Annotated in this window: 17 protein-coding genes and 1 tRNA gene; 9 read left to right on the top strand and 9 right to left on the bottom strand. The window is 66.0% G+C overall.

The genetic code is table 11. The features are described 5' to 3' along the window. Positions 1–25: 25 nt before the first annotated feature. Complete coding sequence (locus AU072_RS05705; protein ID WP_231745160.1) at positions 26–673, bottom strand: hypothetical protein; 648 nt, start codon at positions 671–673, stop codon at positions 26–28. Between the two features lie 109 nt (positions 674–782). Beyond that, positions 783–1,382, bottom strand: a complete 600-nt coding sequence (locus AU072_RS05700; protein WP_064346473.1) for a TetR family transcriptional regulator — start codon at positions 1,380–1,382, stop codon at positions 783–785. Between the two features lie 74 nt (positions 1,383–1,456). Between AU072_RS05700 and AU072_RS05695 the strand changes: the two genes are divergently transcribed. The 3 genes from AU072_RS05695 to AU072_RS05685 are packed head-to-tail and all read left to right on the top strand — an operon-like array spanning position 1,457 to position 3,592. Then, entirely contained in the window at positions 1,457–2,245 is a 789-nt protein-coding gene (locus AU072_RS05695) for an SDR family NAD(P)-dependent oxidoreductase (protein ID WP_064405471.1), read from the top strand. Between the two features lie 16 nt (positions 2,246–2,261). Beyond that, on the top strand, positions 2,262–3,335 hold the full coding sequence (locus tag AU072_RS05690) for an NAD(P)H-dependent amine dehydrogenase family protein (RefSeq protein ID WP_064346471.1): 1,074 nt from the start codon (positions 2,262–2,264) through the stop codon (positions 3,333–3,335). A 23-nt stretch (positions 3,336–3,358) separates the two neighbouring features. Beyond that, a complete protein-coding gene (locus AU072_RS05685; RefSeq protein ID WP_064412883.1) occupies positions 3,359–3,592 on the top strand; it encodes a hypothetical protein in 234 nt (77 codons plus the stop codon). A gap of 33 nt (positions 3,593–3,625) precedes the next feature. On the opposite strand, the gene AU072_RS05680 is transcribed toward AU072_RS05685, so the two are convergent. Then, on the bottom strand, positions 3,626–4,888 hold the full coding sequence (locus tag AU072_RS05680; protein WP_064412882.1) for an amidohydrolase family protein: 1,263 nt from the start codon (positions 4,886–4,888) through the stop codon (positions 3,626–3,628). A 24-nt stretch (positions 4,889–4,912) separates the two neighbouring features. Here AU072_RS05680 and AU072_RS05675 point away from each other — a divergent pair, with 24 nt between their 5' ends. Next, positions 4,913–5,764 carry an AraC family transcriptional regulator gene (locus AU072_RS05675; protein WP_064412881.1) on the top strand — a complete coding sequence of 284 codons (852 nt, stop codon included), beginning with the start codon at positions 4,913–4,915 and terminating at the stop codon, positions 5,762–5,764. Positions 5,765–5,773: 9 nt separating this feature from the next. Here AU072_RS05675 and AU072_RS05670 read toward each other — a convergent pair whose 3' ends face one another. Further along, entirely contained in the window at positions 5,774–6,403 is a 630-nt protein-coding gene (locus AU072_RS05670; RefSeq protein WP_064405480.1) for a TetR/AcrR family transcriptional regulator, read from the bottom strand. 124 nt (positions 6,404–6,527) lie between these two features. Here AU072_RS05670 and AU072_RS05665 point away from each other — a divergent pair, with 124 nt between their 5' ends. The 3 genes from AU072_RS05665 (at position 6,528) to AU072_RS05655 (ending at position 7,675) form a co-directional block, all read left to right on the top strand. Then, positions 6,528–6,842: a WhiB family transcriptional regulator gene (locus tag AU072_RS05665; RefSeq protein ID WP_064412964.1), complete on the top strand. Its 315-nt coding sequence runs from the start codon at positions 6,528–6,530 to the stop codon at positions 6,840–6,842. Between the two features lie 87 nt (positions 6,843–6,929). Beyond that, entirely contained in the window at positions 6,930–7,148 is a 219-nt protein-coding gene (locus AU072_RS05660) for a hypothetical protein (RefSeq protein WP_064346466.1), read from the top strand. A 35-nt stretch (positions 7,149–7,183) separates the two neighbouring features. After that, entirely contained in the window at positions 7,184–7,675 is a 492-nt protein-coding gene (locus AU072_RS05655) for an SRPBCC family protein (RefSeq protein WP_064412880.1), read from the top strand. Positions 7,676–7,680: 5 nt separating this feature from the next. Here the strand turns inward: AU072_RS05655 and AU072_RS05650 are convergent. After that, positions 7,681–7,765: transfer RNA gene (locus AU072_RS05650), tRNA-Leu, on the bottom strand. Between the two features lie 94 nt (positions 7,766–7,859). On the opposite strand from AU072_RS05650, the gene AU072_RS05645 reads away from it, so the two are divergent. Then, complete coding sequence (locus AU072_RS05645; protein WP_064412879.1) at positions 7,860–8,237, top strand: hypothetical protein; 378 nt, start codon at positions 7,860–7,862, stop codon at positions 8,235–8,237. Further along, positions 8,234–8,566 carry a DUF3817 domain-containing protein gene (locus AU072_RS05640; protein WP_064346463.1) on the top strand — a complete coding sequence of 111 codons (333 nt, stop codon included), beginning with the start codon at positions 8,234–8,236 and terminating at the stop codon, positions 8,564–8,566. The genes AU072_RS05645 and AU072_RS05640 overlap by 4 nt, the downstream gene beginning before the upstream one ends. Here AU072_RS05640 and AU072_RS05635 read toward each other — a convergent pair. The 4 genes from AU072_RS05635 to AU072_RS05620 are packed head-to-tail and all read right to left on the bottom strand — an operon-like array spanning position 8,544 to position 12,259. Further along, the gene (locus tag AU072_RS05635) at positions 8,544–10,004 is read right to left on the bottom strand and encodes an MFS transporter (RefSeq protein WP_064412878.1); all 1,461 of its coding nucleotides are present in this window, start codon (positions 10,002–10,004) and stop codon (positions 8,544–8,546) included. The genes AU072_RS05640 and AU072_RS05635 overlap by 23 nt on opposite strands. Positions 10,005–10,047: 43 nt before the next feature. Beyond that, positions 10,048–10,656, bottom strand: a complete 609-nt coding sequence (gene rdgB, locus AU072_RS05630) for an RdgB/HAM1 family non-canonical purine NTP pyrophosphatase (protein WP_064412877.1) — start codon at positions 10,654–10,656, stop codon at positions 10,048–10,050. Further along, the gene (gene rph / locus AU072_RS05625) at positions 10,653–11,435 is read right to left on the bottom strand and encodes a ribonuclease PH (protein WP_064405490.1); all 783 of its coding nucleotides are present in this window, start codon (positions 11,433–11,435) and stop codon (positions 10,653–10,655) included. The genes rdgB and rph overlap by 4 nt, the downstream gene beginning before the upstream one ends. Positions 11,436–11,479: 44 nt before the next feature. Then, positions 11,480–12,259: a cyclic nucleotide-degrading phosphodiesterase gene (locus AU072_RS05620; protein WP_064412876.1), complete on the bottom strand. Its 780-nt coding sequence runs from the start codon at positions 12,257–12,259 to the stop codon at positions 11,480–11,482. Positions 12,260–12,299: the final 40 nt, after the last annotated feature.

Here is a 12,299-nt window from a genome sequence, read left to right as displayed (position 1 = left end):
TCAATGAGTGAAGTCAGTCGAGACGTCAATCGGAGAAGATCTCGCGATTGACCGAGTGCAAGTAGGGAATGGCCAGGAATGGCGTGATGTAGAAGATGTCGTAGATCCACCAGCCGACCACCGGCAGGATCACCCCGGCATAACGCACGTCGGCGTACATGGTCATGTTGAACACGTACACGCACCAGATCACCACACCCATCCAGCAGGTGATGATCATCCACTGGTGCCCCCACCGCTTCATCTGCAGGAAGCCGATCGCCGCGGCGATCCGCATGCAGAAGACGGTGAGGATGAGACCGACCTCGAGCGCCTTTTCGCCGGGACCCGCCGCACCGCCGAGCCACAGTTCGTTGTAGTGCCAGAAATACCCGGCGTCGAACATCGCGCCCCAGCCGTTCAACAGGACTCGGGCCAACAACGTGTGGTGGGCCACCAGATCCAGCGCCCATCCGAAGACGTTGATCGCGGCGTCGACGATGACGCAATAGCCGAGCAGCGTCACCAACATCGGCCGAACGGTCAGGCCCTCCCGTGCCGCGTTACGCAGAATCCACACACCGCGTAAGAAGAGCGGCAGGCCGAACACGCCGAGTGCGGCCGTGCCGATGAGAATGCTGCCCGCGATCAGCCACTTGTCGGCCTGTCGTTGCACCTGGCGCGATCGCTCCATGTGCTCGTCGAGGCCGCTTGTGGTCGCAGCATTCGCGGGCATGGTCAAGGGCCACCTCCTGCATCGCTCAGCGCATGAGCTTTGCAGTGTGGCTGACTTTAGTCAACCATCATCGGGCTTCGATGCCGCGCAATGTCCTTGCCACATAGTCGTCGAGCATCGAGCCCTGCGTCGGCCACTCATGCGTGGTGGTCAACAGCGCATAGAGACCGAGCAGGAAGAACACCGCGCTGTTCATCGGGCTGACGTCGGGTGCGACCCGACCCGCTTTCTGCGCACGTTCGATCTCCTGAGCGACCCTGACGATGACCGGGTGCTCATCGCTCTCGTCAGTGGGTCGCGTCTGGGAAAAGTGCAGCGCCAAAAAATCTTTGAACAGCATCGCGCCCAGACGGCGCTCGAGTCCCAGCACCAGTCGAACGGCCTCCTGGAGCACAGCGGACAGGCTGCGAGCGGAATCGGCATACCGACCGAGCTGCTTGGCGATGCGCTCCTCTTCCCTGCGCTCCAACTCGAGCAGTACGTGCTGTTTGGTGGGAAAGTGGAAGAAAAAGGTGCCGTGCGCGACCCCGGCGGCGGCCACGATCGCTCCCACGTCGGCCTCGGCCATCCCCGACCGCTTGAACTCGGCGATGGCGGCTCCCATCAGCCGCTCGCGGGTTTGCAGGCGTTTCGCCTCGCGCGCTGAGGGTTTGTCCACCACGGCCATGACCCGACGATAGCAATACCGGTCGGGTATTGACACGTGTGATTGACTGCAGTCAATTTCGGAAGGAGTCTGCGATGGCGCTGGAACAGTTCAACCTCGCCGGGCAGGTCGCGATCGTCACCGGAGCCGGCAAGGGAGTCGGCGAGGGTATCGCGAGGGTGCTCGCGGAAGCGGGCGCCACGGTCGTCGGCACGGCACGTACCGAATCAGACATCGTGGAAACAATCAAGGGCATCGAGGATTCGGGTGGCAAGGGGCTGGCCCTGGTGGCCGACGCGATGAGCCGACCGGACGGTGAGCGCGTGGTGAACACGGCAATGAAAGAGTTCGGGCGCATCGACATCCTCATCAACAATGTGGGCGGTTCGACGTTCGGGTCGTTTCTCGACATCACCGACGAGGACTTCCGGCACACCTTCGACTGGTGTGTCACGTCGGCGTTCATCATGAGTCAACTCGCCGCCCGTCACATGATCGAGGCCGGCCACGGCAACATTGTCAACATCTCCTCGGGCTCAGCACGTTTCGGTATCCGCGCGCTTACCGCGTACTGCGTCGCGAAGGGTGGGCTCGAAGCGCTCACCCGGGCGATGGCCCAGGAGTTGGCGCCGAAGATCCGCGTCAATGCCATCGCACTCGGCTCGTTCGCCACCGAGGGACTGCAATCCGGCCTCGATATGATGCCGGGGGCATTGGACACGATGCTCTCGCTCACGCCGCTGCATCGACTCGGCGACGTCGAGGATCTCGGTCGGCTCTGTGTCTACCTATCGACCAAGGACTGCTACGCGACCAACGCCATCTTCCACGTCGACGGCGGAATCGACTCGAACAACCTGCCACTGCCCATACCCGACTACTGATAGAAATGGACGCGAGATGCGCAGAGTGGTCCAATTTTCCACCGGCAACGTCGGGCAGCACTCGTTGCGGGCGCTCATCGGGCGGCCCGATCTCGAGCTTGTCGGGGTGCACGCCGCCAACCCGGACAAGATCGGCCGCGACGCCGCCGAGTTGTGCGGACTGAGCGATCCCACCGGCGTCACCGCGACCGACGACATCGACGCGTTGATCGCGCTGAAGCCGGATTGCGTCGTCTACACCGCTTTGGGCGAGACGCGGCCGATGGAGGCGATCGAGGAGATGTCGCGCTTCCTGGCCGCCGGGATCAACGTGGTCGGCACATCGATGGTATGGCTGGTGACACCTCGGCAGATCGACGACTGGCTGCGGGTGCCACTGGAAGAGGCTTGCGCGGCGGGCAATTCGTCGCTCTACGTCAACGGCATCGATCCGGGATACTCCGGTGACACCGCGGTACTGGCCGCGTTGAGCCTGGTGACCCGTGCCGAATCGGTCACGGTGCAGGAAGTCTTCGACTACGGGAACTACGACGACTACGAGTACACCGGTACCGCAATGGGATTCGGCACCACTGCCGACGACGAGCTCGCGATGGCATTCCAGCCCGGGGTCATCACCACGATGTTCGGTGGGCTGGTGCGCAATATCGCCCACCACCTCGGTGTCGAACTCGACGATGTCACGCAGCGATTCGAGCCCTGGTACGCCGACCGGCGCATCGAATGCAAGATGATGACCGTCGAACCCGGGGGGCTCGCCGGGGTGCGGTTCGCCGCCGAGGGAATCCGCGGCGGCGCGCCCCTGATCACCGTCGAGCACACCACCCGGCTCACACCGGCGGCCGCGCCGGACTGGGAGTACCCACCCGAGGGTCACTCCGGCGTCCACAAGGTGATCGTGGAAGGCGAGCCGCGCATCGAAGTGAATACGCTGCTGTCTCATCCAGTACTCGATGTCACCGAGGCCGGATGCGTCTCAACCGCGGCCCGCGTCGTCAACGTCATCGACTGGGTGTGCCGCGCCCCGCAGGGCATCATCGCCGTCGAGGACATTCCGCCGGCCGAAATGGTCCGCGGACTGGTGTGGTGAGCGCAGGGTCGCAGCCACCAGTGATGAACAGTCTCGTTCCGACCACCGTCCGCCAGGCCCGCTGGCTGATCCTCGGCGGAGTCGTCGCCATCGCGCTCGGCATCGTGCGCGGCTACACCTTCTTCGCGCACGGCGGCCTGATTTTCCTCGTGCTGGGTGTGCTTTTCCTGAGCATCGGCGTGGCATCGATTCTTGCCTCGGTGCAACGACTCCGGCTCGGAGACCCACCGCGTGGCGACGCGGCCGGCCGCCCCTGAGTGCGCGTCAGCCAACGACGCGCACGTCAGGTCTCACGCCCGGGCGAGCTGCTTTTGCTCGTAGAGCCGCGCCCACTCCTTGCGCGGCCGGATCGAGACGTCGACGTCGGTTGCCTTGGCGCGCAACGCACCCGCGGTCGCCTGCTCCTTGGGAGTGAGTTTGAACGGGTCCCAACTGAAGAACCGGCAGGAGTTCTCCCAGGTGATCTTGTTGATGTCGGAATCCGATGCCCCCACGGCGTCGAGCTCGGCCAGCACCTGCTCGGGCGCGTCGGGCCAGAAGCAGTCTGAGTGCGGGTAATCGCACTCCCACGCGATGATGTCGATGCCGATCTCGTGGCGCAGCTTCAACGATGTCTTGTCGGTGACGTAGCAGGCCAGCGAGTGCTCGCGGAACACGTCGGACGGCAGCTTGTCCCCGAAGTCGCGTCGCAGCCACTTCTGGTTGGTGTAGTGGCGGTCGCTACGGTCCAGGTAGAACGGGATCCAGCCGATTCCGCCTTCGGAGAAGGCGAATTTGAGGTCCGGATAGTTGCGCATCGCCGGACCCCACAACAGGTCCTGTGCGCACATCGCCGAGACCTGGGTGGCCAGGATGATCAGGTTGTCGATCGGGGCGTTGGGCGCCATGCTGATCGCGCCGAAGCCGGTCCCGATGTGCAGGCACATCACCACGTTCTCCTCGGAGAGCGTACGGAACACCGGGCCCCAGTACTCTGCGTCGTGATAGCTCGGAAGGCCTTCGAGGTGGGGCAGTTCCGGCATGGTCACCGCTCGACACCCCTTGGCCGCGACCCTGCGGATCTCGTTGCACATCCCCTCCGGCGTCCACGTCGGCAGGATCGCGATCGGGATGAAGCGGTCCGGATAGGACCCGGCCCACTCGTCGATGTGCCAGTCGTTGTAGGCCGACACCATCACCAGGGTGACGTCTTCGCGGGTCATGTTGAGATGGCGTGCGGAAAACCCGGTGAACGTCGGGAAGCACATCGAGGCCAGGATGCCGTTGCGGTTCATGTCGCGGACCCGCTCGTGCACGTCGTACACACCCGGCCGCATCTCGGCGAACCCGGCCGGATCCCGACCCCACTCCTCGGCCGGCCACGACACCACCGCGTTCAGCCCGCTGACACCCTGCGGGCGGCCCTGATACATCCACTGATCGACGCCCTTGTCGTCGGTCACCACGATCGGCGCCTCGTCCTTGTACTTCGCCGGGACATGTCGCAGGAACATGTCGGGCGGTTCCACGACGTGGTCATCGATGCTCACCAGGATCAGGTCGTCAACGTTCATACCCCAGTAGTACCGTCTAGCCCCATGACCGTCTCTGCGCTATCGGACAGAGGTTTTGCCCAACCGGCCAACATGGCAGCCGGCGCGAACCGACGCGTCATCGACCTGCGGCGAGGCGGTCGAGCGCTGGGCGGCAGCTATCTATATGAGGGCGATGCGCTGATCACCGGTTGGCACTCGCACGACGTGCACCAGATCGAGTACGCGCTCGGCGGTGTCGTCGAGGTGGAAACCGACTCGGCGCACTACCTTCTGCCGCCGCAGCAGGCCGCATGGATTCCCGTCGGTCTCGACCATCAGGCGACCATGAACCCCGACGTCCGGACCGTCGCGGTGATGTTCGACCCGCAGTTGATCCCGCATGCCGGCGACCGGGCGCGCATCCTGGCGGTGTCCCCACTGATCCGCGAAATGATGATCTACGCGCTGCGCTGGCCCATCGACCGCGCCGAAGGCGACGAGATCTCCGACGCGTTCTTCCGCACGCTGGCCAATCTCGTGACCGAGGCACTCGACCACGAGGCGCCGTTGAGCCTGCCCACGTCCGAGCATCCGATCGTCGCCGCTGCCATGGCCTACACCAAGGAGCATCTCGACGGTGTCACCGCCGAAGAGGTGAGCCGGGCCGTTTCGGTGTCCGAACGCACGCTCCGGCGGCTGTTCCAGGATTCGGTCGGGTTGTCCTGGCGCACATACCTTCTGCACGCCCGCATGCTGAAGGCCATGGCATTGCTGGCCGCGCCGGGTCAGTCGGTGCAGGAGACGTCGTCGGCGGTCGGCTTTGACAGCCTCAGTTCCTTCACCCGGGCCTTCACTCATTTCTGCGGGGAGACGCCGACGAGCTACCGCAAGCGGGTGGGCGGCACATCGCTGTAAAAGGCAGCGTCACGACTCGTCGCGCATCTGGCCATCGCGAAGCAGCGCGTTCACCGCGCTCCCCCATCGCTGAAGTTGGGCGGGGGTGTCGAACGGTTCGGTGAGGTGACGCTCGATGTGGTCGCGCAGGATCCAGGCGCCCAGGGCCAACACCAGCGGGTTGAGTGCACCCCACGTCGGGTCGAGGTCGGGGCGGGTCAGCCCGGCTTCCCTGCGCGCCTGCCAGCGCTGAGCGCCGACGGCGGCGAGCGAGTCGAACACCTGCGTGCCGAGCGAACTCCCGTCGGTCAGCGCACGTACGACATATGCGACCACATCGGGTTCGTCGGCCACCAGGGACGTCACGCGGTCCCCCACGTCGGTGATGGAGTCCACCGTTGATTCGGGCATGCGCTGCATGAGTGCGGTATTCATCACCCCGAGCACGTGGTCGTCGACGGCCTTGATCAGGTTGGCTTTCGTTTCGAAGTGGTGCTGGACCAACCCCAGCGAGACGCCGGCTTCCGCCGCGACTGCGCGAAGCGACGTCGCCGACGTGCCGCGAGCCGCAAAGCACTGAAGCGCCGCATCGCGAATCCGTTCGACGCTCGAACGCTGATGCTTCTCGGAGGCGTGTTGCCCCGTCGACGCCGCCGTCATCGATACCCGCAGGTCTGAGTGCTCACCCCCACACAGTAGCCAATACGCGTGTATTGTCGGAAACCGATACGCGTGTATTGTCACCCTCGTGGCGGAGGACCGTCCCGACCGAAAGGAAACGCAGATGCCCGTCGACGCGCGGCTGAATGGCCGGACGACGCGCCCCGTTGCGGTCAACGCGCCCCAGGACACGGCGCTCGGCGCCTGCATTCAGGACCCCGACCGGTGGGCCCTCGGGGCCGACGAGGGCGCCAAGGAGCTGTGCCGGACATGTCCTCGCCGTTGGCTCTGCGCCCAGGAGGCGTGTCAGACACCCGGAGCGGTCGGGGTGTGGGCCGGCATCTACATTCCCGACACCGGCCGGGCACGCCAGTTCGCGTTGCGGCAACTACAGTCGCTGGCCGAACGCAATCGATTCACCGTCCGAAAGGCGGGCTGAACCGCATCTTTCAGGCCGCGGGTTTCACTGGCGTTGCCAGCGGGCAACCTCAGCGCAACCGATTCCGTGAGCCACCAGGAGACCCCGATGCGCGAGCGCGCTCTCGCCCCCGCCGACAACCCGACCGCCGAGGCGATCGCCACCACCGGCCTCTTTTTGATCTTCACCGCAATCATCGCGGTCGCCGTGAGCCTGTCGAGTTGGGGTGCCTCCGACGCACCGTTGGCCGCCGCCGCGGGGCTCGTCGCCGTGGTCAGCTTCACTGCCAGCCTGCTGTGCTTCGGCAAGCAGAGCGCAGACGACTGACGCGCGCCGGTACACGCCTGCGATGATGGCCGGTTATGGCCCGCTGGTATCCCCTGGTATCCGCTGACGCTGACTTCTTGGCGTCGGCTCCCCACGTCTTCCGCTACGAGAAGCGCTACGCCGCGGCCCCGGAGCAGGTGTGGAAATCGCTGACTTCGGACGAGTCGCTGGCGGCGTGGGGGCCCGCGGTCAAGAACGTCACCTGGACCTCACCGCGTCCGTTCGGAGTCGGGACCACCCGTGACGTGACCGCCCTCGGCGGCGCCGTCCTACGTGAACGCTTCTTCGAATGGGACGAGGGCCATCAGAAGTCCTTCTACGTCTACGAGTCGACGTTGCCGCTGTTCAAACGCTTCGCCGAGGATTACATCGTCGAGGCCGACGGCGAGCAGACACGGTTCACCTGGGTCGTCGCGATCGAACCGAAGAACGCGATGACCCTGCCCGTCAAAGTATTGGCGCCGCTACTCAAGGCAGGCTTCGGGCGCATTCCCAGCGACGGGCAGAAGTACTTCGCCGCTAGGTGAGTTCGTGCGGGCGGTGGGACTCGAACCCACACGTTCTTTCGAACACGGGCACCTAAAGCCCGCGCGTATCGCCAATTTCGCCACGCCCGCGGCGAGAGTTGATGCTACCCCGCGCCTCCCCCACACCTGTCGGACCGCCTCGACGAGTTCGTCGGCCCCAAGGACGTCGCGGTACCGTTGGAAGGTGTCCACTACACGGCGTAGGAGGCCGGCGCTCATCGCTTTGGTGATCGTCGGGGCCGTCGGCTGCCTTGCGCTGGCGTGGTGGCAGTGGACCCGCTTCGAGTCGGCCTCGGGCAGCTTCCAGAATCTCGGCTACGCGATGCAGTGGCCGCTGTTCGCCGGCTTCGTCGTGTACGCCTACTACAAATTCGTGCGCTACGAGGAAGCTCCCCCCGAGCCCGCGGAACGCGATCTCACCGAGATCCCCGAGGATCTGCTCCCGCAAAAGCCCTCAGCGACAAGCCGATTCGACGACGATGTCGACGACCCCGCACTGCGCGAGTACAACGCCTACCTGGCTGAGCTCGCCGAGAAGGACAAGGAACACCCGGCCACATGACCGAACCGCCGATCACCTCCGCCGAAAACGTCCGCAAGGCACTCCTGGGCTACCGGGTGCTGGCCTGGACGACGGGCATCTGGCTCATCGCGCTCTGCTACGAGATGGTGATGAAGTACGTCTACCACGTCGAAGGCCTGAACTGGATCGCGGTGGTCCACGGCTGGGTCTACTTCGTGTACCTGCTCTTCACCGCCAACCTCGCGGTCAAGGTGCGCTGGCCGATCGGAAAGACCATCGGCGTCCTGCTCGCGGGCACCATTCCGCTCGTCGGCATCATCGTCGAGCAGGTCCAGACCAGGGAGATCAAAGACCGCTACGGTCTGTAGCCAGCGCCAGATCCGGTTCTGATTCGTTCATTTCACCGAGTTTCGGGATCGCGAGCGCAGTGAGCGCGGCCACGACGGCCGCACCCGCTGCGATCAGCAGCGCGACCCGCAAACCGGCCAACGACGGCACCTCGTGCCCGGCCACCGTCGTGGTCATCACCGTCAGCACCGCACCGATCACCGCGCTGGAGATCGATGTGCCCAGCGAGCGCGCGAGCGCGTTGATTCCGTTGGCAGCGGCCGTTTCCGACACCGGCACGGCGGCATTGATCAACGCGGGTAACGACGAGAACGCGAAACCCACGCCGATGCTGACCATCACGTTGAACACGCACAGCTGCCACGCACTGTTCATCAGCACCAGCCCCGACAGGTACCCGGCGGCCACCACGGTCGACCCGACGAACAAGGTGAACCGAGGCCCGCGCACATCGGCGATCCGAGCCGCCACCGGCGACGTCAACATCATCGCCAACCCGCCGGGCGCCATCCACAGACCCGTCTGCAGCAGCGACTGGCCGAGTCCGTAGCCCGAGCCCGCCGGTAGCTCGAGGATCTGCGGCGCGATCAACGACATCGCGAACAGCGAGAAGCCCACCGCGATCGACGCCAGATTCGTCGTCAGCACCGGCCGTTTCAGCGTGGTGCGAAGATCGACGATCGGGGCAGCCGTCCGGAACTGCCACAGCGCGAACAACCCGAAGATCACCACCGACGAGCCGAACATCGTCACGGTGATCGCGCTGGTCCAACCCCAGCTTCCGCCCTTGGAGATGCCCAGCAGCAGCGTGACGAGCCCGCCGGCGAGACCGATCGCGCCCAGCGCGTCGAAGCGGTCGGCCGACACCGAGGGCAGCCGCGGTACCAGCGCGGCGAACGACACCGCCGACATCACCCCCAGTGCGGCGCCGAACCAGAACAACGCGCTCCAGTCGAAGCGATCGGCGATCATCGCCGACAGCGGAAGACCAAGCGCCCCACCCACACCCAGCGATGCGCTCATCAGTCCCATCGCGGTGCCGACCCGATGAGCCGGCACCGATGCGCGCATCACGCTGATGCCCAGCGGGATGATCGGCATCCCGAAGCCCTGCAGCCCGCGACCGATGATCACCGGGACCAGCGCCGTCGTCGTCGCCGCGATCAACGATCCGACCGTGAGCAGTACGGCGCAGATGATCAAAATGGGCTTGGGCCCGTACATGTCGCCGAGCCTGCCGAACATCGGTGTGGCGACGGCCGCCGTGAGCAACGTCGCGGTGATCACCCACGACGCGTTGGACGCGCTGGCGTCCAGCAGCGTGGGCAGTTCGGGAATGAGCGGGATGACCAGCGTCTGCATCAGGGACACGCTGATGCCCGCCGCCGCGAGCACCGCCACGACGATCGCCGGGTGCCGCGTTCTGCCGACATCGGCTTGGGCGGGGGCGCGGCGCACCCCGGGGATGCTACCGCTTAGTTGATCTATACAAAATTCGCGCTCAGGTTCGCGCGGCCAACTCACGCAACGCGGGAAGCAGCGCCGTCAGCGCCCGCCCCCGGTGCGAGGCCGCATCCTTCTCGGCCGCGTCGAGTTCGGCCGCGGTCCGCTCCGATCCGGCGGGCAGGAACACCGGGTCGTAGCCGAACCCGCCGTCGCCACGTGGCGCGCGGGTGATGCTGCCCGGCCACTCCCCTCGCACCACTATTTCGCCCCCCTCGTGCACCAGCGCGCAGGCCGACACGAACGCCGCGCCGCGCCGCTCGTCGGGTACATCGGCCAGTTGCGCCAGCAGCAGCGCCGTATTCGCGGCGTCGTCTCCGTGCCGGCCGGCCCACCGCGCCGAGAGCACGCCGGGCATTCCGTTCAACGCCGCGACTTCCAGACCGGAGTCGTCGGCGACCGTCGCCAGGCCCGTCGCGCGATGAGCATCGCGCGCCTTGGCCAACGCGTTCTCTTCGAACGTCGCCCCGGTTTCGGGGGCCTCGTCGAAGGCGGGCGCGTCGTCGAGGGAGAGCAGCCTCAGCCCCGACACCCCCGCCGCGGCGAGCACCCGGTGCAACTCGGCCAGCTTCTTCGGGTTGCGGCTGGCAACCAGCAGCTCGGTCAGCTTCCGAACGCCTTCTTGGGCGGGTCTTTCGGCTCGGGCAGCACCCCGGGATAGGGCAGCGCCAATGCCTCGCGTTGAATCTCGAAGATCTGCTCACACGCCGCCATCGCCGCGTCGAGCATCTTGTCCAGTGTGGAGCGTGGGAACGTCGCGCCCTCGCCGGTGCCCTGGATCTCGACGAGGGTGCCGGTGTCGGTGGCCACGACGTTCATGTCCACCTCGGCGCGCGAGTCCTCGGTGTACGGCAGGTCGGTGCGAATGCGCCCGTCGACGACGCCGACGCTGACCGCGGCGATCGCGCACGACAGCGGCCGCGGGTCCGACAGCTTGCCCGCGGCCGACAGGTAGGTCACCGCATCGGCCAGTGCGACGTAGGCCCCGGTGATCGCGGCCGTTCGCGTACCCCCGTCGGCCTGCAGCACGTCACAGTCGATCGCAATCGTGTTCTCGCCCAGCGCCGCGAGGTCGATGCACGCCCGCAACGACCGGCCGACGAGCCGGCTGATCTCCTGGGTGCGGCCACCGACGCGCCCCTTGACCGACTCGCGATCGGACCGATCGTGCGTGGCGGCGGGCAGCATCGCGTATTCGGCTGTCAGCCAGCCCTTTCCGGAGCCCTTGCGCCAGCGCGGCACACCTTCGGTGACGCTTGCGGTGCACATGACGCGCGTTTCGCCGAACTCCACCAGCACCGAACCGGCGGGATGGGTGGTGAAACCACGGGTGATGCGGACCGGCCTCAGCTCGTCGTCAAGCCGGCCGTCTTCTCTTCGGGACACCAGCCAACCCTATCGGCTGGCTCCGACCCCATCGCTCGAGACCATCAGGCCGCCGCACGCGCGATGTCGAACGTCTCGTTGCACACCACCGCGTGCACCGGGCCGTCGAATTCGGCCTTGGCCTCGCTGATGACGTCCTCGCGCGATGTCCACGGCGGAATGTGGGTCAGCAACAGTTCGCCGACTCCGGCCTCGGCGGCGGCCCGGCCCGCCTCGGTACCTGACAGATGCAGCCTGGGCGGCCGATCCGGCGAGTGTGTCCATGACGCCTCACACAAGAAGACGTCGGCGTCGCGGGCGAGGTCGATGAGTTGATCGCAGTAGCCGGTGTCGCCGCTGTAGACGAGCGTCGCACCGTCCTGGCCGGTGATGCGCATGCCGTAGGACTCGGTCGGATGGCAAACCAGTTTCGGCGTCACGCTCAGCGAACCGATGGTGACCGTGTCGTTGTCGACCCAGTGGCGGATCTCGAACACGTCGGAGAAATCGTCGATCTCGCCGCCCTCGGGCGATGACGCCGCACCAAGGCGGGCCCAGGTGTTGGCGGGGCCGTACATGATGCCGCGCTCCTGAGCCGGCGACGGGTGGTAGCGCCGCCACACGAACAGGCCCGGCAGGTCCAGGCAGTGGTCGGCATGCAGATGCGACAGCAACACGTACACGTCGTTGGGATCGGCGTGGCGTTGCAGCGCACCGAGCACGCCACCGCCGAAGTCGAGCACCAACGGCGGGGTATCGGGTGCGGTGACGAGATATCCGGACGCCGGCGAATCAGGCCCGACAACACTGCCGGAGCAACCGAGTACGGTGATTCGCACGCTCACTAGCTTGCCATGCCCGGTCCCCGCTTGACGAAAACATGGC

Origin of the sequence: Mycolicibacterium novocastrense (assembly GCF_001499835.1) — a bacterium.
GTDB classification, from domain to species: domain Bacteria; phylum Actinomycetota; class Actinomycetes; order Mycobacteriales; family Mycobacteriaceae; genus Mycobacterium; species Mycobacterium novocastrense.
Note: the sequence above shows the minus strand (reverse complement) of the source record. Positions and strands in the feature narration are given on the sequence as shown.